At 63.4% G+C, this 19,125-nt stretch carries 15 protein-coding genes and 2 tRNA genes; 4 read left to right on the top strand and 13 right to left on the bottom strand.

Going from position 1 to position 19,125, the window contains the following annotated elements:
* Positions 1-17 precede the first annotated feature (17 nt).
* The 4 genes from EWU68_RS02700 to EWU68_RS02685 all read right to left on the bottom strand — a co-directional run bounded on the left by EWU68_RS02700 (position 18) and on the right by EWU68_RS02685 (position 4,062).
* A complete protein-coding gene (locus tag EWU68_RS02700) occupies positions 18-722 on the bottom strand; it encodes a phosphoadenylyl-sulfate reductase (RefSeq protein WP_129314300.1) in 705 nt (234 codons plus the stop codon).
* Entirely contained in the window at positions 719-2,440 is a 1,722-nt protein-coding gene (locus EWU68_RS02695) for a nitrite/sulfite reductase (RefSeq protein WP_129314299.1), read from the bottom strand. Before EWU68_RS02695 ends, EWU68_RS02700 begins: the two co-directional genes overlap by 4 nt.
* Before the next feature lie 75 nt (positions 2,441-2,515).
* On the bottom strand, positions 2,516-3,262 hold the full coding sequence (locus EWU68_RS02690) for a sirohydrochlorin chelatase (protein WP_129314298.1): 747 nt from the start codon (positions 3,260-3,262) through the stop codon (positions 2,516-2,518).
* Positions 3,263-3,270: 8 nt separating this feature from the next.
* Positions 3,271-4,062 (bottom strand): SDR family oxidoreductase, encoded by a 792-nt coding sequence (locus EWU68_RS02685; protein WP_129314297.1) that lies wholly within the window; start codon positions 4,060-4,062, stop codon positions 3,271-3,273.
* Between the two features lie 147 nt (positions 4,063-4,209).
* On the opposite strand from EWU68_RS02685, the gene valS reads away from it, so the two are divergent.
* Positions 4,210-6,828 (top strand): valine--tRNA ligase, encoded by a 2,619-nt coding sequence (valS, locus tag EWU68_RS02680; RefSeq protein WP_129314296.1) that lies wholly within the window; start codon positions 4,210-4,212, stop codon positions 6,826-6,828.
* Between the two features lie 133 nt (positions 6,829-6,961).
* A complete protein-coding gene (locus EWU68_RS02675; protein WP_238692267.1) occupies positions 6,962-8,428 on the top strand; it encodes an LssY C-terminal domain-containing protein in 1,467 nt (488 codons plus the stop codon).
* On the opposite strand, the gene EWU68_RS02670 is transcribed toward EWU68_RS02675, so the two are convergent.
* From EWU68_RS02670 to EWU68_RS02640, 7 genes are all read right to left on the bottom strand, one after another.
* On the bottom strand, positions 8,425-9,045 hold the full coding sequence (locus tag EWU68_RS02670) for a mycothiol-dependent nitroreductase Rv2466c family protein (RefSeq protein WP_129314295.1): 621 nt from the start codon (positions 9,043-9,045) through the stop codon (positions 8,425-8,427). The genes EWU68_RS02675 and EWU68_RS02670 overlap by 4 nt on opposite strands.
* 73 nt (positions 9,046-9,118) lie before the next feature.
* Positions 9,119-9,607: a hypothetical protein gene (locus EWU68_RS02665; RefSeq protein ID WP_129314294.1), complete on the bottom strand. Its 489-nt coding sequence runs from the start codon at positions 9,605-9,607 to the stop codon at positions 9,119-9,121.
* A gap of 184 nt (positions 9,608-9,791) precedes the next feature.
* Entirely contained in the window at positions 9,792-11,087 is a 1,296-nt protein-coding gene (clpX, locus tag EWU68_RS02660; protein WP_129314293.1) for an ATP-dependent Clp protease ATP-binding subunit ClpX, read from the bottom strand.
* Between the two features lie 278 nt (positions 11,088-11,365).
* Entirely contained in the window at positions 11,366-12,049 is a 684-nt protein-coding gene (locus EWU68_RS02655; RefSeq protein WP_129314292.1) for an ATP-dependent Clp protease proteolytic subunit, read from the bottom strand.
* Positions 12,050-12,106: 57 nt separating this feature from the next.
* On the bottom strand, positions 12,107-12,709 hold the full coding sequence (locus tag EWU68_RS02650; RefSeq protein WP_129314506.1) for an ATP-dependent Clp protease proteolytic subunit: 603 nt from the start codon (positions 12,707-12,709) through the stop codon (positions 12,107-12,109).
* A gap of 344 nt (positions 12,710-13,053) precedes the next feature.
* Entirely contained in the window at positions 13,054-14,394 is a 1,341-nt protein-coding gene (gene tig, locus EWU68_RS02645) for a trigger factor (RefSeq protein ID WP_129314291.1), read from the bottom strand.
* Positions 14,395-14,550: 156 nt separating this feature from the next.
* A tRNA-Pro gene (locus tag EWU68_RS02640) sits at positions 14,551-14,623 on the bottom strand.
* 118 nt (positions 14,624-14,741) lie between these two features.
* Between EWU68_RS02640 and EWU68_RS02635 the strand changes: the two genes are divergently transcribed.
* A tRNA-Gly gene (locus tag EWU68_RS02635) sits at positions 14,742-14,812 on the top strand.
* A gap of 200 nt (positions 14,813-15,012) precedes the next feature.
* On the opposite strand, the gene EWU68_RS02630 is transcribed toward EWU68_RS02635, so the two are convergent.
* Positions 15,013-15,906: an Fpg/Nei family DNA glycosylase gene (locus EWU68_RS02630; protein WP_129314290.1), complete on the bottom strand. Its 894-nt coding sequence runs from the start codon at positions 15,904-15,906 to the stop codon at positions 15,013-15,015.
* 47 nt (positions 15,907-15,953) lie between these two features.
* The gene (locus EWU68_RS02625) at positions 15,954-16,448 is read right to left on the bottom strand and encodes a ribose-5-phosphate isomerase (RefSeq protein WP_129314289.1); all 495 of its coding nucleotides are present in this window, start codon (positions 16,446-16,448) and stop codon (positions 15,954-15,956) included.
* A 112-nt stretch (positions 16,449-16,560) separates the two neighbouring features.
* Here EWU68_RS02625 and pepN point away from each other — a divergent pair, with 112 nt between their 5' ends.
* Complete coding sequence (pepN, locus tag EWU68_RS02620) at positions 16,561-19,107, top strand: aminopeptidase N (protein ID WP_129314288.1); 2,547 nt, start codon at positions 16,561-16,563, stop codon at positions 19,105-19,107.
* Positions 19,108-19,125 lie beyond the last annotated feature (18 nt).

Genomic DNA, 19,125 nt, shown 5'->3' with positions numbered 1-19,125 from the left:
TCCTTCGTTCGTCGCGCTCACAGGTGTATCCCGCATTCCGTCTTGGACAGACCCGCCCAACGACCGGCGCGCGGGTCCTCCCCTTCGGCAACGGGCCGGGTGCAGGGCTGGCATCCGATGGACGGATATCCGTTGGTCAGCAACATGTTGACCGGCACGCCGTTCTCATTCGCGTAATCGACCAGGTCGTCGAAGGACCAGGTCGCCATCGGGTTGGCCTTGACCAGGCCGTGGGAGTCGTCCCAGGTGACCAATGGTGTATTGGTGCGTGTGGGTGCTTCTTCCCTCCGTACTCCGGTGAACCACAGCTTGTAGCCTGCAAGGGCCTTGTTGAGCGGTTCGACTTTCCTCATCCGGCAGCACGCTGCGGGGTCGGAGGCAAACAGGTCCTTCCCGTACTCACGGTCTTGTTCCTCAACCGTCAGCTCGGGCTTCAGATCCACGATGTTGACGTCGAGGGATTCCTGCACCAGGTCGCGGGTACCCATGGTTTCCGGGAAGTGGTACCCGGTATCGAGAAAGAGCACGTCGACGCCGGGAAGGTGTTTGGCAACGAGGGCGGGCAGAACGGCGTCGGCCATGGAACAGGCCACGGCAACATCGGAGGTCTCGAAGTTCTCGGCGACCCAACGGATCACCTCTTCCGCATTGGCTTCCCAGTCCAGACGATCCTCGGCCCGGTCCGCCAGAGTGCGAAGGTCATTCTCGGTGTCGGTGGTCATACCAGTTCCTCCTCTTCCGCGTTCTTGGCCCACCGGGCGAAGGTCTCGCCCTCCGTCCGGGTGTCGATGTAGCGCCGGATCAGACGCTCCACGTAGTCGGAGACGTCATCTGCGGCGACCTTCAGGCCACGCACGGTTCGTCCGAGTTCTCCCTCGGCATCGTTGCGGTAGTTCGCGAGTCCGCCACCCAGATGCACCTGGAACCCGGAGGTCTGGCCGCCCTCGCCGTCGGGAATGATCTGTCCCTTCAGACCGATGTCGGCCGTCTGGATCCGGGCGCAGGAGTTGGGGCAACCGTTGACGTAAAGGCTCAACTGCTCCGGCAGCTGGTCCCGAACATCGGCCAATCGCTCCTCGAGCTCGCCGACCACACGCTCGGCGGTGTTCTTCGTTTCGACGATGGCCAGCTTGCAGAACTCGATGCCGGTGCACGCCATGGTGTCGCGCCGAAACACCGATGGTGACGCCGACAGACCGAGCTCCTCCGCTTCGGCGACGAAGTCCTCGACCGACTCTGCAGGCAGATCGAGAACCACGAGCTTCTGGTACGGCGTCGTGCGCAATCGCGCGGAACCGTATTTCTCCATCAGGTCGGCGAGCCGAGTCAGCAGTCCCCCTCCGACTCGACCGACCATCGGGCTCAGGCCGACGTAGTAATTGCCGTCCTTCTGCCGGTGCGTTCCGACGTGATCGCCGGAGTGCTTCGGGGCAGACGGCTCGGGCCCGTCCTCGAGGGCATATCCCAAGTACTCCTGCTCGAGTACCTCGCGAAACTTTTCGGGCCCCCAATCGGCCATCAGGAACTTGAGTCTTGCGCGATTGCGCAGGCGCCGGTAGCCGTAGTCCCGGAAAATCCGGATGACCCCGTGCCACATGTCGGGGGCCTGTTCTTCGCTCACGAAGGCCCCAAGCCGCACGGCGAGTTTCGGATTGGTCGAGAGCCCTCCACCGACCCACAGGTCGAACCCGGGGCCGTGTTCGGGATGTTCGACGCCGATGAGCGAGATGTCGTTGATCTCGTGGACGACGTCCTGACTCGGGTGACCTGACACCGCGGTCTTGAACTTGCGCGGCAGATTCGCCAGGTCAGGGTCACCGATGAACCGTTCCTTGATGGTCTCGATCACCGGCGTCGGATCCAGGATTTCGTCCTCGGCCACACCGGCCAGAGGGGAACCCAGAATCACTCGGGAGACGTCACCGCACGCCTCCGTGGTCGAGAGCCCGACGTTCTCCAGCCGTCGCCAGATCTCGGGCACGTCCTCGACCGAGATCCAGTGCATCTGGATGTTCTGCCGGTCGGACACGTCCGCGGTTCCGCGGGCGAATTCTTCGGAGATTCCGGCGATCGTGCGCAGCTGTTCGAGGCTCAGCTGCCCGCCGTCCAGCCGGATCCTCATCATGAAGTACCGGTCTTCGAGCTCGCGGGTCTCCAGCTTGGCCGTGCGGCCGCCGTCGATACCCGGCATGCGTTGCGTGTAGAGCCCCCACCAGCGGAAACGGCCGTGAAGGTCGTCGTCGGAGATCGCATCGAAGCCCTCGTGGGCGTACTTCTCCTCGATGCGACGGCGCACGTTGAGCCCGCTGTCCTCGAGCTTGAACTCCTCGTTGTGGTTCATCGGCTCGGTGCCGTCGATCTTCCACTGGGCGTTCGGCTTTTTCGCACGAGGTTTGGCGCTGGCGCCGCCCTCTTGGTTCTCCCGTGTCTGTGCAACCATGCATGGAACTCTAGGAACGTTACCGCTCTATCCAAAGTCCCGTCTCAACACGCATCAACACAAGGACTCGCAGAGTCACACAGTGCAGTGAATCGCCCGGTCCAGGGCGATGCCCGCCACGGTGCCCAAGGAGTCGGGGTCGCCGACGTCGAGCAGCGTCCGAGTGACGCCGTCGGCCCCGGCCTGGTGCAAGCGGTCCTGGAAAGTGCCCGGGGCGAGGATGTATGAGGAGACGAAGACCCGTGGGGCCCCTCGCCGGCGACATGCCTCGACCGCGACCGGAACCGTGGGGTCGGCCGCGGCCCCGAAGGCGACGTCCACCCGTTGTCCGAGAACGCGCTCCAGGTTCCTCGCCTGCGCCCGGGCGTCTTCGCCCCCGGCGGCGACGGACGAGCCGACGACGGCCATCACGACGCCGTCGCCCTGCTTCCACCCGGCTTCGTCGAGACGCCGGGCCTGGAGGTGCGCAAGTCGCTCAGAGGGACCCAACGGATCCGCGATCCGGATCCGATCCGTTCGCACGCCCGTCCCGCTCGCCTCCCCGGCCCCGAATCGTGCTGCCGCATCACGCAGGTCGATGTTCGTGTGGTATCCGGTCGACAGAAGCAGCGGCATGATGATCCCCGGACGGTCCGTGGGCAAGTCGGCAACGACGTCGCCGACCGCGGGGGTCTGGACGTCGACCGACGCGCCCAGAACCGGCCGCCCGATTCGACGTCCGATGGCTGCGACCAGGGCAGCCATGGTCTCCTGCCCCTGGGCATTCCGGGTGCCGTGGCCGCACGCAATCAGGCTGACCCCGGAGAAGGTGTTCGCGTCCACGCTCTCGCCTATGACCGGCGGATCACTTTGAACTGGGATGCCTGCGCCACGGGTCTCATCGTGATCTGGTCCAGGTTGATGTGGTGAGGCAGGGTGACCGAGAACGTAACCACCCGGGCGACGTCTTCAGCGGTCAGCGGTTCGTCGACACCGCGGTACACACTGTCCGCGGCGTCCTGGTTGCCGCCGAGCCTCTTGACCGAGAACTCTTCCGTCCGGACCATGCCGGGACAGATCTCGATGACACGAAGGTTGTTCTCTGCCTCCTCGAGGCGCAGCGCCTGGGTCATGCCCCGTTCGCCGAATTTGGCGGCGTTGTATCCCCCGCCCCCTTCGTAACCGGCCTCTGCCGCCGTGGAGGTGAGGTTCATGACGGTGCCGTGCCCGTTGGACCGGAGAGCCGGGAGAAAGGCCTGCGTCACGTGGAGGGTCCCGATGACGTTGAGCCTGAACATCGATTCCCAGTCCGCGGGGTCGCCGTCCGCAACCGGGTCGACGCCGATCGCGGCACCGGAAATATTGAGCAGTGCGTCGATGGTTCCCTGTTCCTCGATGACACGCTCGGCGAGATCGTCCACCGCGTCTCGGTCCGTAATGTCCAGTGAATGGGGAATGACCCCGGTCTCCTTGGCCAGCTCCTCAAGTCGCTCGGCACGACGCGCGACGGCGTAGACGGTCCACCCCTCGTCTGCGAGTTGGCGTGCGGATTCCCGGCCGATTCCGGAACTCGCGCCGGTCACGACCGCGACCTTCGCTGAGAGCTTCTTCGTGGCTGAATCATGGGTGCTGAGTTGCGTCATGGAACCAGACTACAAAGGCCACCCGCGGCCGAACAGCTTGAGGGAATTTGTCCGGACATTATTACAAAATACGTCCCGTGCGGATGGTGCTTCATGGGTGATGCGCCGCATCGAGGGTTTCGCCGGGTGCATGAGAGAATGGGCAGCATGGCTGAATTCGATCAGGGCACAGACACGCCCACCACAGTTTCCGTTCCCGACAAGCCCGGACTCGAAGGTCTGGAGGAGAAGTACTCGCAGCTCTGGCGATCCTCCGGAACCTACGCCTTCGACGAAAACACCGAGCGAGGCTCCGTCTACTCGATCGATACGCCTCCCCCGACGGCCTCGGGGTCGTTGCACGTCGGCCACATGTTCTCCTACACCCAGACCGACGTTGTCGCGCGCTACCAGAGAATGAAGGGCAAGAACGTCTTCTACCCCTTGGGGTGGGATGACAACGGCCTCCCGACCGAACGCCGCGTGCAGAACTACTACGGCGTGCGGTGCGACCCGTCCAAGCCCTACGTCGAGGGCTATCGACCGCCCGAGAAGCCGGCGAAGAACCAGCGCGATTGGGACGTGGTCTCGCGCCAGAACTTCATCGAGCTCTGCGAGGAGCTCGCGGTCGAGGACGAAAAGGTCTTCGAGAACCTGTTCATGACTCTCGGTCTCTCGGTCGATTGGGACCGCACCTACCGCACGATCGACGACCACTCCCGCAAGGTCTCCCAGCTGGCTTTCCTCAAGGACCTCGAGGCGGGCAACGCCTACATGGCCGAGGCCCCGACGATGTGGGACGTGACCTTCCGGACCGCCGTCGCGCAGGCCGAGCTCGAGGACAAGGAGCGCGACGGCGCCTACCACCGCGTGTCCTTCCATCGCCACGACGGCGGCAAGGTCTGGATCGAAACCACGCGGCCGGAATTGTTGCCCTCGTGCGTGGCACTGGTGGCCCATCCCGATGACGAGCGCTACCAGGAGCTCTTCGGGACAACCGTGACTTCCCCCTTGTTCGGGGTCGAGGTCCCGGTCAAGGCTCACGAGCTCGCGCAACCCGACAAGGGGTCGGGCATTGCCATGATCTGTACGTTCGGCGACACCACGGACGTCACCTGGTGGCGGGAGCTCCAATTGGACACCCGTGCACTGATCGGGCGCGACGGTCGCTTCGCTCGGGAAACCCCCGAGTGGATCACCGCCGACGACGCCCGCGAACGCTACCAGCGCATGGCCGGTGCCACCGTGTTCTCGGCACAGAAGGCCGTCGTCGAGATGCTTCGCGAGACCGAGGAAATGGACGGTGATCCCAAGAAGATCACTCACCCGGTCAAGTTCTACGAGAAGGGCGACAAGCCCCTCGAAATCGTCACGTCACGCCAGTGGTACATCCGCAACGGCGGCCGGGACGCGGACCGCCGGCAGGACCTGGTCAATCGCGGCCGCGAGATCCAATGGCACCCCGAATTCATGCGATCCCGCTACGAGAACTGGGTCGAGGGACTCAACGGCGACTGGCTCATTTCCCGCCAGAGATTCTTCGGTGTGCCCTTCCCGCTGTGGTACGCGGTCGACGACGCCGGCGAACCAGACTATGAGAGGCCCTTGCTGCCCAGCGAGGATCTCTTGCCGGTGGACCCGGCGGCGCAGGCCCCCACGGGGTACGACGAGTCACAGCGTGACCAGCCCGGTGGGTTCACGGCGGATCCCGACGTCCTCGACACGTGGGCCACGTCGTCGTTGACCCCGCAGATTGCCACGGGATGGGCCGTGGACTCGAGCCTTCACGAGAAGACCTTCCCCATGGACCTGCGTCCGCAAGGCCACGACATCATCAGGACATGGTTGTTCAGTTCCGTTGTCCGCGCCGAAACGCTCGCGTCGACGATTCCGTGGACCAATACGGCACTCTCCGGCTGGATCCTCGACCCCGACCGCAAGAAGATGTCCAAGTCCAAGGGCAACGTCGTGGTTCCGGACGAGGTCCTGAGCAAGCACGGGGCGGACGCGGTTCGCTATTGGGCCGCTTCGGCACGCCTCGGCGCGGACACCGCCTACGACGAGGGCCAGATGAAGATCGGGCGGCGCCTCGCCATCAAACTGCTCAATGCGTCCAAATTCGTCCTCATGCAAGGCGTGGACGAATCCTCGATCATCGGGCACGGGGCAACGGCGGCCACCGTCACGAACGGGCTCGACCGGGCGCTGCTGGCCCAGCTGGGCGATCTCGTCACCGCGGCCACGGAAGCCTTCGAAAAATATGAGTACGCTCGCGCGCTCCAGCTGACGGAGTCGTTCTTCTGGAGATTCACGGACGACTACGTCGAGTTGGTCAAGGACCGTGCCTACGGCGCTCGTGGGGAGAGCGAGCAGGCGTCCGTGCACGCGGCCCTGGCCACGACCTTGGATGCACTCCTCCGACTCTTCGCACCGTTCCTGCCCTTCGCGACAGACGAGGTCTGGTCCTGGTGGCGTCACGGATCGGTCCATCGCTCCGAGTGGCCGACGACCCAGGGTTGGGCCGAGGTCGCCGCTTCGGGAGACGCCGAGGTTCTCGACGTCGTCGGGCGCGCTCTCTCCGGGCTCCGCAAGTCGAAGTCCGAGGCCAAGGTCAAGCAGCGCACCGAAGTCGCTTCGGCGACCGTTGCCGTTCCTTCGGAGAGCGTCCCCCGGTTGCATGCTGGTCTGGACGACCTCAAGGCCGCCGGCAACGCCCGGAAGATCGATGTGACCGAATCGGACGAGGACATCACCGTCACGAATGTCGAGCTCGTCCCCGGCGAGTAGTCGGCATCAGATGGGCCTCCGGCCGCCGGAGGCCCATCTCCCCCCCCCTGAACCATCGGCCCGCCGAACGGGTGAGAACGCGGCCTGGACCAGCAAGGCCCGGGACGCAGAGCCTGAGGAGAAGATCCCGAACGTGACAGACGACCCCAACTACCCTGTCTACCAGGGCGACACCGACAAAGCGGGCGAGAGCCGAATCAAACAGCAGTTCTCCGACAGCCGGCGGCTGGTCGAGGGACTGTCGGACGAGATCTATTTCGTGTTTGCCGGGTTGGCCTCACTGTGGCTCGCGGTCGTCTCCCTCACGGAAGCCGTGCATCTGAGCTGGTGGTCGGTTCTGTTCATCCTCATTTTCTGGGGCCTCGCCTCCTACCTGACGTTGCCCCGCATGCACCGGATCATGACCAACATCTACGTTCCGGACTATTTCTTCGGGCGCACACAGACCGCGGACGGGCTCCTCGGCGATCCGGTCAACCTGGCGCTCAAGGCCGAAGAGGACGACATCCACGAAGCCATGAAGAAGGCCGGCTGGACCAAGGCCGAGGACGTGACGCTGAAGAGTTCGTGGCGCATCGTCGTCTCGTCCCTCCGCAAGACGTCCTATCCGGAGGCGCCGGTCAGTCCCCTCATGCTGTTCGGCAGGAAACAGGACTTCGCGTACCAGCAGGAAGTGGACGGCAATCCCAGCAAACGCCACCACGTGCGCTTCTGGAAGACCCCCAAGGGCTGGAAGCTGCCCGGCGGCATCGAGGTCGACTGGCTGGCAGCCGCGACCTACGACCACGCCGTCGGCCTGTCCCTCTTCACGTTCCAGGTCACGCACAAGGTGGATCCTGACACGGATCAGGAGCGCGACTACGTCGTCTCGACCCTCGAGTACAGGAACCCCGAGGTCTCCCACGAGGTTCTGAACGACTTCATGGGCGGGTACAACTCGCGCAATGGCGGCGGCGACAGCATCAACACCGACGGGGACATGCCGATCCTGGACTTGGACGACGTCGTGCCCGGCGACCACTTGTCGGAGGAACAGAAGGACCCGAGACGGAAGCACCGCAACCTGTCCGAGCTGGCCAGGAAGGCCCCGCCGGACGTCTGGCTCGCCGGCGGGCTCGTGACACTCGTGGCCCTGTTGCAAGTCGCTCGCTCGGTGTACCGGCTCATGACCCCCGGGGTCGTCGACCAGCTGGACAATGACCTGGCCGTCTCTGCCAGAAATTTTGTGAGCGACACCGGCAACGACCTGTGGAACTTCGTGCTCACTTTCATGAGCCTCGGCGTGACGCTTCTGGCCGTGTTCCAAGTTCTTCTGTCGATCAATGTGATTCGCGGACGCCACATGGCCCGGCAGTTCAATCTGGCTTTCCTGGGTATTAGCTTCATCGTCGTCGCGATCCAGATCGGCACCGATACCGCCGACTCGAGCAACGTCTACGCGGTCTTCGTGCTCATGGCGAGCCAGGTTTTCGCGATGCTCTCCTACACCTCGGACGAGGCTGTCAACTACACCTGGGCCAGTTCACAAGAAAGGCGCCGAGCCAAGAAGGCCCGGCGCCAATCCCGCGAAAGGTCCTCGCGCGAGGACCAACGCGTCTAGTCGAAGATCGGTCCGCTGGTCCGGGACCGCTTGAGCTCGAAGAATCCCGGGTACGAGGCGAGTGCCACGGCCCCGTCCCAGACCTTGGTCGCGTCCTCGCCCTTGGGTGCCGGTGACATCACGGGCCCGAAGAACGCGGTCCCCTCGATCGCGATGATCGGGACTCCCACGTCGTCGCCCACGAGGTCCAGGGCCTCCCTGTTGGAGGCACGCAACTTCTCGTCGTAGGCTTCCGAGTCCGCGTGATCGGCGAGCTGGGCCGGAAGTCCGGTCTCGTCCAGCGCCTTGACGATGGCCTCGTGAAACCGACGCGCTTCGTCCGGCTCATCCGTCTTCTCCGGATGGATCGCGGTACCAACCGCATCGTAGAAGGCCTTGACCTTCTCCTGGCCGTGCTCCTCGCGCACGGCCATGGCAACGCGGGCGGGGCCCTGTGCGGCCTCGATGTGCTTCCGATAGTCCGGGTCGAGGTCCTTGCCGTCGTTCAGGATCGAGAGGCTGAAGGGATGCCACGTCACCTCGACGTCGCGAAGGCGCTCGACCTCCGTCATCCACCGAGACGTCATCCAGGCCCAAGGGCAAATCGGGTCGAACCAAAAGTCTGCGTGCTGGGTCATGATGTTCCGGCTCCTTGTCGTGCTGCTCGTACATGAATGGGTTCCGCCCATAGCAACATGCGACCGGGAGGGTTTATGCCCGACCCTGGTGAATCAGTTCACGGGGCTGCGCCGTCTCGGTCGGGGCCGGGCCGGCCTTGGCCTCGTTGCCGCGGCCTTTCCTCAGCTTGAAGGTGTCGATGGTGTAGACCACGATGGCAACCACGAACAGAGCGAGCGAGAGCCAACCGTAGAATTCCTTGAGCGCCGATTCGTAGGCAGAGCTGACGACTCCGGTACCCACGAGGATACCCATGAGCAACCATCCGTAAGCGACCGCGCTGAGCACCACGATCAGATTTCCCGTCACGGTGTCCCGGGTCTGGATTTCCGGTTCTCTGCCGTGACGCACCGAGTCGAGGTACATGAGACCACGAACCGCCACAGCGACGACGACCAGACCGATCATGGCCAAGGACTGTTCGTCCCGGGCAATCATGCCGTAGTCGGTCAGGACGGTGATCGCGAAGAGTCCGGTGATAGCGAGGAAGCTAGTAACCGCCTTGCGAACGGTCCGATGCATGTGTTCTCCCCTGTGGTTCCGTGCGTGACAGAAACCAGCTAAGCACCTGCCGTCACGGGCCTCAAACTGTGGGGAAAATCTTGATAAAACCGTGATCCAAACGGGACGAAAACACGTCACAGAGACCGAACCGTGATCTTTCAGCGGTGGCCAGTACCACTCCTGTCAGTGAACGGGAGGGACCTCAGGAAGCGTCCTTCTTTTGCTCATCCAGCATGTCCTTGGTGACGAGCTCCGGCTCGGATCCGTGACGGACCACATCCCCCGTGATGATCACTTGGGCGACGTCCTCACGTGACGGAATGTCGAACATGATGGACTGCAACAGGTCCTCAAGGATCGCGCGCAGCCCTCGAGCACCTGTGCCTCTCTCCATGGCCAGTTCGGCCATCGCCCGGATTGCGTCGTCCTCGAACTCGAGTTCGACGTCGTCCAGGGCAAACATGCGCTTGTACTGCTTGACGAGTGCGTTGCGTGGTTCCGTGAGCACACGACCCAAGGTGTCCACGTCCAGGGTGGACAAGCTTGTCAGCACGGGAAGCCGACCGATGAATTCGGGGATCAGCCCGAATTTCAGAAGATCCTCCGGCAGCAGCTTCTGGAGGATGTCGGCTTCCTTGGATGCTTCTTCGATGGGCGCCCCGAAGCCGATGCCCTTTTTGCCGACCCTGGAGCCCACAATGTCCTCGAGGCCGGCGAAGGCTCCCGCCACGATGAAGAGAACATTGGTCGTATCGATCTGCAAGAACTCCTGCTGGGGGTGCTTCCTCCCGCCCTGGGGCGGAACGGCCGCCACGGTGCCCTCGAGAATTTTGAGCAGAGCCTGCTGAACACCCTCGCCGGAGACGTCCCGCGTAATCGAGGGGTTCTCGGACTTGCGGGAGATCTTGTCGATCTCGTCGATGTAGATGATGCCCGTCTCGGCCTTCTTGACGTCGTAATCGGCGGATTGGATGAGCTTGAGGAGGATGTTCTCGACGTCTTCCCCGACGTACCCGGCTTCGGTCAGGCTCGTGGCATCCGCCATCGCGAAGGGCACGTTGAGCTTCTTGGCGAGGGTCTGTGCGAGATAGGTCTTGCCGGACCCCGTGGGACCGACCAGGAGAATATTGGACTTGGCCAGGTCGACGTCTTCCCCGCCCGTGGCGAGCAATGACTGCCCGCTCTGCGGCTGGCCGGAATCCTTGGCCTGGATTCTCTTGTAATGGTTGTACACGGCCACGGACAGTGCCTTCTTGGCGGGCTCCTGACCGATTACGTATTCCTGGAGATAGTCGAAGATCTCGCGGGGCCGAGGAAGCTCCATCGAGGTGATTTCCGAGACTTCCGCAAGCTCTTCCTCGATGATTTCATTGCACAGCTCGATGCACTCGTCACAGATGTACACGCCGGGGCCCGCGATGAGCTTGCGCACCTGTTTCTGAGACTTTCCGCAGAAAGAACATTTGAGCAGGTCGGTACTCTCACCGATTCTCGACATGCTGGCTCCTCAAATCTGAAGGTCTTGCGTGGAAGCCACGTGACGGATTCCGTACACCTGGTTGGCTCGCACTTCCTAGGCTACAGGTTGGCTCCCCTCGGAGCGAAGATGCCGCCCCTTGTCAGGCGCGCCCGACGGGTCTCCGCCGTTGTGGCCGCACCCGACAGAGGACGTCATCTCCCCTGCCTCCCCCGAGTGGTGGGAGATGACTTCGGCCGGCTCAGGTCACCCTGAACCGGCCGTCATCACCATCGACCGACCTCTCGGCCGGCCCTGCCTCAGTCCTGGGTATTGATCTGCGGCTTGTTGATCTTGCGAGAGTCGAGCACCTGGTCGATCAGACCGTACTCGTGGGCATCCTTGGCGGTCAGGATCTTGTCGCGCTCGATGTCCTTGTTGACCGTCTTCGAGTCCTTGCCGGAGTGCAGCGCGAGGGTGTCCTCGAGCCACGTGCGCATGCGCATGACCTCGTTGGCGTGGATTTCGATATCCGATGCCTGGCCGCCCTGCTGTCCGGCGAGGGCCGGCTGGTGGATCAGGACCCTCGCGTTGGGGAGCGCAAGGCGCTTGCCCGGTGTTCCTGCCGCCAGGAGAACCGACGCCGCGGACGCGGCCTGCCCCAGGCACACCGTCTGGATCTCCGGACGAATGTACTGCATGGTGTCGTAGATCGCCGTCATCGCGGTGAATGAACCGCCCGGCGAGTTGATGTACATGGTGATGTCACGGTCCGGGTCCTGGGCCTCGAGGACCAGCAACTGGGCCATGATGTCGTCGGCGCTGGCGTCGTCGACCTGAACGCCCAGGAAGATGATGCGGTCCTCGAACAGCTTCGCGTACGGGTCCTGGCGCTTGTACCCGTAGGGGGTCCGCTCCTCGAAGCTGGGGAGGACGTAACGGTTGGAGGGCATGGGGACGCCGGCTGCGGCGTCACCCTTGGCCTGCGGTGCGTTGAAGTTCATGTGTTCTTTCTCCTGAAAAGTCTCTGCGTTGACCGTTGGGCTGTGGCCCTCTCGGTGCTACTTCTCGTCCTTGAGGGTTCCGCCGCCACCGGAAACCGAACCGGCGCTCTGGGCGATGTGGTCGAAGAACCCGTATTCCAGGCCTTCGTCCGCGGTGAACCAGTTGTCGCGGTCGTTGTCTTCCAGGATCTGCTCGACGGTCTTGCCGGTCTGCTGCGCGGTCAGTTCGGACAGGCGACGCTTCATCGACAGGATCAGTTCGGCCTGGGTGCGAATGTCGGAGGCGGTGCCCCCGATGCCACCCGACGGCTGGTGCATCAGGATGCGTGCGTTCGGCGTAGCGTACCGCTTGCCCGGTGTCCCGGAGGACAACAGGAACTGGCCCATGGATGCGGCCATGCCGGTCGCGATGGTCACGACGTCGTTCGGGATCAACTGCATCGTGTCGTAAATGGCCATGCCCGCGGTGATTGAGCCACCGGGCGAGTTGATGTACAGGTAAATGTCCGACTTGGGGTCTTCGGCCGAGAGCAGGAGCATCTGGGAGCAGATGAGGTTGGCGTTGTCATCGCGGACCTCGGAGCCCAACCAGATGATGCGTTCCTTGAGCAACCGGTTGTAGACGTGGTCGTCCTGCCCATTGCCGGTTTCGCGACTCATGACGGGCTGTTGCTGCGCGGTACCCTGTCGGGTGCCCGCATCGTACGGAAGGTTGTGAGCCATAGTGCGTCTGACCTCTTTCGATCTTCGGAGTCGCCCGGTCGGTTCCATGACCCGACCCGGCCTCTGGGTGTCTGGGATCGACACTAGTATCCGAACGGCCTTCACGGCCGGGATACCGCCCCTCGTTCGCTGATGGCGTGCCAGTGCGACCTCGACCGCCCACGCTTCCACGCGGTCCCGACGCGAAAGGGCGACCCACCGAAACCGGTGGGTCGCCCCTGTACGTCGTCAGACTGACGGTGCGGATTCACCCGCCCCGGACAGTGTCCGCAAAACGTCGATTACGCCTCGTCGGCGCCCTCGACGTCCTTCTCGGCCTCGACCGTTTCTCCTTCGCCCTGCGGCTTGATGTAGGAGGACAGGTCGACGGCGTTGCCCTCGGTGTCAACGACCTCGGCCTTCTCCAGGACGGCGGCCAGCGCCTTCGAGCGGCGCACCTCGCCGACCATCATTCCGGCCTGGCCGGAGGAATCCAGCATCTGGGCGAACTGGTTGGGGTCCATGCCGTACTGCGAGGACATCGAGATGATGTAGTCGATCAGCTCGGACTGCTCGACGCCGACCTCTTCCTTGTCCGCCACGGCGTCCAGGATGACCTCGTTGCGGAAGGCACGCTCTGTGTTCTCGCGAACCTCGGCGCGGTGCTCCTCGGAGTCGTGGTCAGCCTCGGCGTTGGGGTTGTTGAAGTGCTGCTCGATCTGGTCCTCGACGACCTTCTCCGGAACGGGCACCTCGACCAGTTCCACGAGCTTGTCCAGGACCTTGTCACGAGCGGCGTTGCCCTGCTCGGCAATCTTGGACTGGGCGGCCTGCTTCTTCAGGTCTTCCTTGAGCTCGTCGATGGTGTCGAATTCCGAGGCCAGCTGGGCGAACTCGTCGTCGACCTCGGGCAGCTCACGCTCCTTGACGGCAGTGACCTTGACCTTGACGGTCGCGGCCTCGCCCGAGTGCTCACCACCGGCGAGAGTGGTCTCGAAGGTGGCGTCCTCACCAGCGGACAGGCCGGTGATGGCCTCGTCGAGGCCATCCAGCATGGTGCCGGCGCCCACCTGGTAGGACAGGTCGTTCGCGGCGTCGACCTCTTCCTCACCGATCAGGGCGTTCAGGTCGAGGGTCACGAAGTCGTCCTGAGCGGCGGGGCGCTCGACATTGATCAGCGTGCCGAAACGGCCGCGCAACTCATCGAGTGCCTTCTGCTCGTCCTCGGGAGTGACCTCTGCGGCGTCCACCTCAACCTTGAGCCCCTCGTAATCGGGCAGCTCAACCTCGGGGCGCACGACGACCTCGATGGCGACAGAGACGTCGGCCTCGCGATCGTTCTGCTCGGGCTTCTTCTGGACATCGACCTCGGGCTGTGCCAGCGGGGTGAGCTCGTTCTCGGTCAGGGCCTGCTGGTAGAAACCGTTGAGCCCCTCATTGAGTGCATTCTCCACCACGAAGTCGTAACCAACGCGCTGCTCGATGAGCTGGTTGGGGATCTTGCCCTTTCGGAAGCCAGGCATCTGGATCTGCTCGGCCAGTTCCTTGTACGTCTTGTTCAGAAACGGCTTGAATTCCTCGAAGGGAACGTCGACCTGGATCTTGGCCAGAGTCGGATTCAGCTTCTCGACGGCGGTCTTCACTTCCGTTGATCTCCTACGATTCGGGGTCAGGAACCGCCCTGCGGTGTGCCGGGCGGATGTGTCGAATACCTCTGATTATCAGGCGTCAGAGTCACACCTGGTCGACCGTCTGCCGTGGCCTGACGGCCGGCAACAGGTCGGTTCGGTGTTCCAACGTCGGGGCGACAGGACTCGAACCTGCGATCTCCTGCTCCCAAAGCAGGCGCGCTAGCCACTGCGCTACGCCCCGTAAGGCATATGCCAGTTTATGCGTGAATGGGCCAAATGTGCGAATCTTTCCGGCGACACGGCGCCGGATCGATTTGACGAACCGCCAAAAGGTGCGGTTATATTGTCGAGGTCCACACGGGGATGTAGCTCAATGGTAGAGCCTCAGTCTTCCAAACTGATTACGCGGGTTCGATTCCCGTCATCCCCTCTCCAGAGAAATCCGCTCCCGGTCTTGTCCGGGGGCGGATTTTTTGTTGCCCGTCGCAGCCCGGGCCCCGCGAGCCGGCACCTCCGTGGGACGAGGCTCCGCGAGGTGGCACTGCCGTGCACGATCGAGGCGGTTTTCGTCTCAGAATTGCCACGTCGGCGGGTGATGCGTCCAGGCCTCGACCCGGGCGAAGCCGGCCTTCACGTTTGGCAGACCGTGCACCAATACAATTTCCTGCCGCCCATGTCTTCCATCACGATCGCGTCGTTGCCGCACACCCGGCACGTGTGGCCCACACGGCCATAGACGTAATTCGCATGGGTGGGCCACGCATGGCGGGACGAGACACCGAGACGGTGCTCGGGCGCCGTCGTCACGATGCGACCGAGTTCCACCCCGGTACTCATGAGACGGACATTGTCCCGCCACAACAAGGCCGTGGTCTCATCGGGTACCCGGTGGGCGGGCGTATGCGGATCGAGTCCGGCACGGAAGAGGGACTCGGCCCGGTAGATGTTCCCGATGCCGGCGATCGCCTGCTGGTCCATCAGGACCGCACCGATCGGTCTGGAAGTCTTCTGGCACGCACTGTAGAAGGGCGTGGGGTCGGCGTCCGGGTCCAAGGGATCGGGGCCAAGCTTTTTCCGCAACTCGGCCACACCCGTGGGCTCGAGGATGCGGCACGTCGTCGCCCCGATCAGGTCCGCCCATCCATTGTCGGATTCGAGGCGCACGCGCGTCGTGGGTCTCGGGGCCGGAGGGCCGACGTATTCACGCTCGGCCTCCTCGGAATCGGACGACTCCTCCTCCCCCATTTTCCGCGGAGCGCCTATTGAGGACGACGCCCGAAACGTGGCATCACCACCAAAGGTCCAGGCGCCGTACATCCCCAGATGGACGTTGAGCGTCAGGTCGTTGTCGAAGACCAGGAAGAAATGCTTGCCATGCGCATATGCCTCCACGGCCCGTGCGCCGTCCACGAGCGCCGCGCCCTGCGCGAACCGGCCCTGGGGACTCGACGCACTCAGGCGCTGCCCCACGAAGGCGTCCTGGAACCTGCGCGCCACACGATGGATCGAATGTCCCTCAGGCACCGGACGACCGCCCTCGGGCGGACCTGTCAGAGTTCAGGCCGACCGTCTCAGTCATCGGTTTCCAGATGCTTGCCTTCGATGCGTCCGGTCGCCTCGAACTCTTCCATCTGCCCAATGCGGCGGACGTGACGTTCCTCCCCTGGAAATCCTTCGGTCAGAAAGACCTTGATGATCTCCAACGCTTCTTCGTTGGTGTGCTGGCGGCCACCCACCGCAACAATGTGGGCGTTATTGTGCTCGCGGGCGAGGGCGGCGGTCTCGTGGTTCCAAGCCAATGCGGCACGGATCCCGGGAACCTTGTTGGCCGCCATCTGTTCCCCGTTTCCCGATCCACCGAGGACGACGCCCAGGGAGTCCTCCCCATTCTCGCGATCCTTCCGGACGGCCAGGGCGGCGTTGATGCAGAAACTCGGGTAGTCGTCCTGCGGATCGTAGGCCTCGGGCCCGTGATCGACCATCTCGTACCCGAGTTCCGTCAAGGAGTCGACCAGGTAGCGGCTGAGCTCGAGCCCCGCATGGTCAGTGGCAATGTGAACGCGCACGTCGTACACCGTCCTCGTAGATTAAGCGCTGGAATAGTGTGGCGAATTCAAGCCTACCGGCTCCTGTAATAACCTGAGGGGCAGACGGAATTCTCTCTGAAAGGTGACCCATATGCCGGGACTCAATCTGACGCGCCAGGAAGCTTCCCAACGCGCGGAGACCGTGACAAGAGTGCACTCCTACCGGGTGGATCTTGATCTGACGGCTTCGGAGACCAGCTTCCCTTCGACCACCACGGTCGAATTCGACGCAGAACCCGGCACCTCGACCTTTATCGACGCCATCACCGAGCGTGTTCACTCGGTGACGCTCAACGGCAAGGAACTCGACCCGTCCGAGGTTTCCGACGGCGTACGAATCTCCCTGCCCGCTCTGGAGAGCAGCAATACGCTGACCGTCGTCGCCGACGCCGCCTATACCAACACCGGTGAAGGCCTCCATCGCTTTGTGGACCCCGTCGACGGCGAGGTCTACTTGTATTCCCAGTTCGAGGTTCCGGATTCCCGCCGGGTTTTTGCCGTTTTCGAGCAGCCGGACCTCAAGGCCGAATTCACGTTCACGGTCAGGGCTCCCAAGACGTGGAACGTGATTTCCAACCAGCCCGTGGATGTTCGTGACGAAGGGGCGGATTCCGACGTCTGGCATTTTGGTACGACGCCGCGGATCTCGTCCTACATCACCGCACTCGTCGCGGGCCCCTATACGAAGGTCTCCGACTCGTTGACCACCTCCGACGGACGCAATGTGTCGCTGGACATCTACGCGCGCCGGTCCCTCATGGAGTATCTCGATCACGAGGAAATCTTCGAACTCACCAAGCAGGGCTTCGACTTCTACGAGCGCCAGTTCGGCGTCCCTTACCCCTTCGACAAGTACGACCAGCTCTTCGTGCCTGAGTTCAACGCCGGCGCGATGGAGAATGCCGGCTGCGTGACGATTCTCGAGGACTACATCTTCCGGTCCAAGACGACCCAGGCAATGATCGAGCGCCGGGCGATCACGGTTCTCCACGAACTCGCGCACATGTGGTTCGGCGATCTGGTCACCATGAAATGGTGGAACGACCTGTGGCTCAACGAGTCCTTCGCGGAGTTCATGTCCCACCTCAGTGCCGCCGAGAACACCCGGTTCGAACACGCATGGACCACATTCTCGGCGATGGAAAAGACGTGGGCCTACCGTCAGGACCAGCTTCCCTCCACGCATCCGATCGTCGCGGACATCAAGGATCTGCACGATGTGCAGGTCAATTTCGACGGCATCACCTACGCCAAGGGTGCCTCCGTCCTCCGACAGCTGGTGGCCTGGGTCGGACAGGAAGAGTTCATGAAGGCCATGAACTCCTACTTCACGAAACATTCCTGGGGCAACGCGACTCTCGCCGATCTGATGGCCGAGTTGGAGACTACCTCGGGTCGCGAACTGAGGTCGTGGTCCCAGGCATGGCTCGAGACGGCGGGGGTCAACACGCTCACCCCCTCGGTTGAGGTCGATGACTCCGGGATGATCACCCGTCTTGACGTCATCCAGACGGCCCCCAACGAATACCCGACGCTGCGCCCGCACCGGATGACCGCCGGCTTCTACGACTTCGTGGACGGCAAGCTGGTTCGCGTGCACGGCGTCGAGTTCGACGTCGACGGCGAGCACACCGAGGTCCCCGATACCGCGGGACGACAGCGGCCCGCACTGATTCTCCTCAATGACGATGACCTCGCCTACGCGAAGGTCCGTCTCGACGACGCCTCCTTCGACACGGCCCGGAAGCACCTGCGGGACTTCGAGAACTCGTTGCCCCGCGCCGTCGTGTGGGGTGCCGCGTGGAACGGAACACGCGACGGCCAGATCCCCGCGCGCCACTTCGTCGACCTCCTTCTGGACAACATCGGCGCGGAAACGGATTCCACCACGATCCTGACCCAGCTTCGGAACCTCGCGACGACGTTGCGCATGTACGTGCGTCCGGATGCACAGGAGGAAACCCGAGAAAAGGCCGCGGCCGGCCTGTGGGACATCGCGCAAGGTGCCGAGGAAGGGTCGGACCAGCAGCTCCAGTTCGTCCAGGCCTTCGCCGCCCACGCGACCAGCGGCGAACAGCTCGACACCGTCGAGGCCCTGCTGGCGGGAAACACCACGCTGCCCGGGTTGTCCATCGACAAGGACCTCGCGTGGAAACTGCTGACCGCCCTCGTGGCCGCGGGGCGCCGAGGCTCGGAGGACATCGAGGCCGCGGCGGAGAAGGACAATACCTCGACCGGGGCTCAGCGCGCGGCCCAGGCCAGGGCGGCGATTCCCGTGGCAGAGGCCAAGGAAAAGGTGTGGCAGCAGGTCGTGGAGAGCCACGAACTGCCCAATGTGATCCAGCGTGCGGCCATCACCGGCTTCACCATGACCACCAAGGACTCCCTGATTCGGCCCTTCGTCTCCCGGTACTTCGAGTCGATCGAACGGGTCTGGACCGAGCTTTCCCACGAGATCTCACAGCAGATCATCGGTGGATTGTTCCCCCAGATCGTCGACCGCGATGTTCTCGAGGCTTCAGAAGAATTTCTCGTGCAACTCGGCGAGGGCAAGGACTCCTTGAAGAGGCAGGTCATGGAGGGCCGCGACGCGATCGAACGAGCTCTGAGGGTTCAGGCGGCCGACGTGATCTCCTGACCCTCCACCCTCGACGCA

The sequence above is a fragment of the Rothia koreensis genome (genome assembly GCF_004136575.1).
GTDB classification, from domain to species: Bacteria; Actinomycetota; Actinomycetes; order Actinomycetales; family Micrococcaceae; genus Rothia; species Rothia koreensis.
This window is presented reverse-complemented; position numbering and strand designations above follow the sequence as displayed.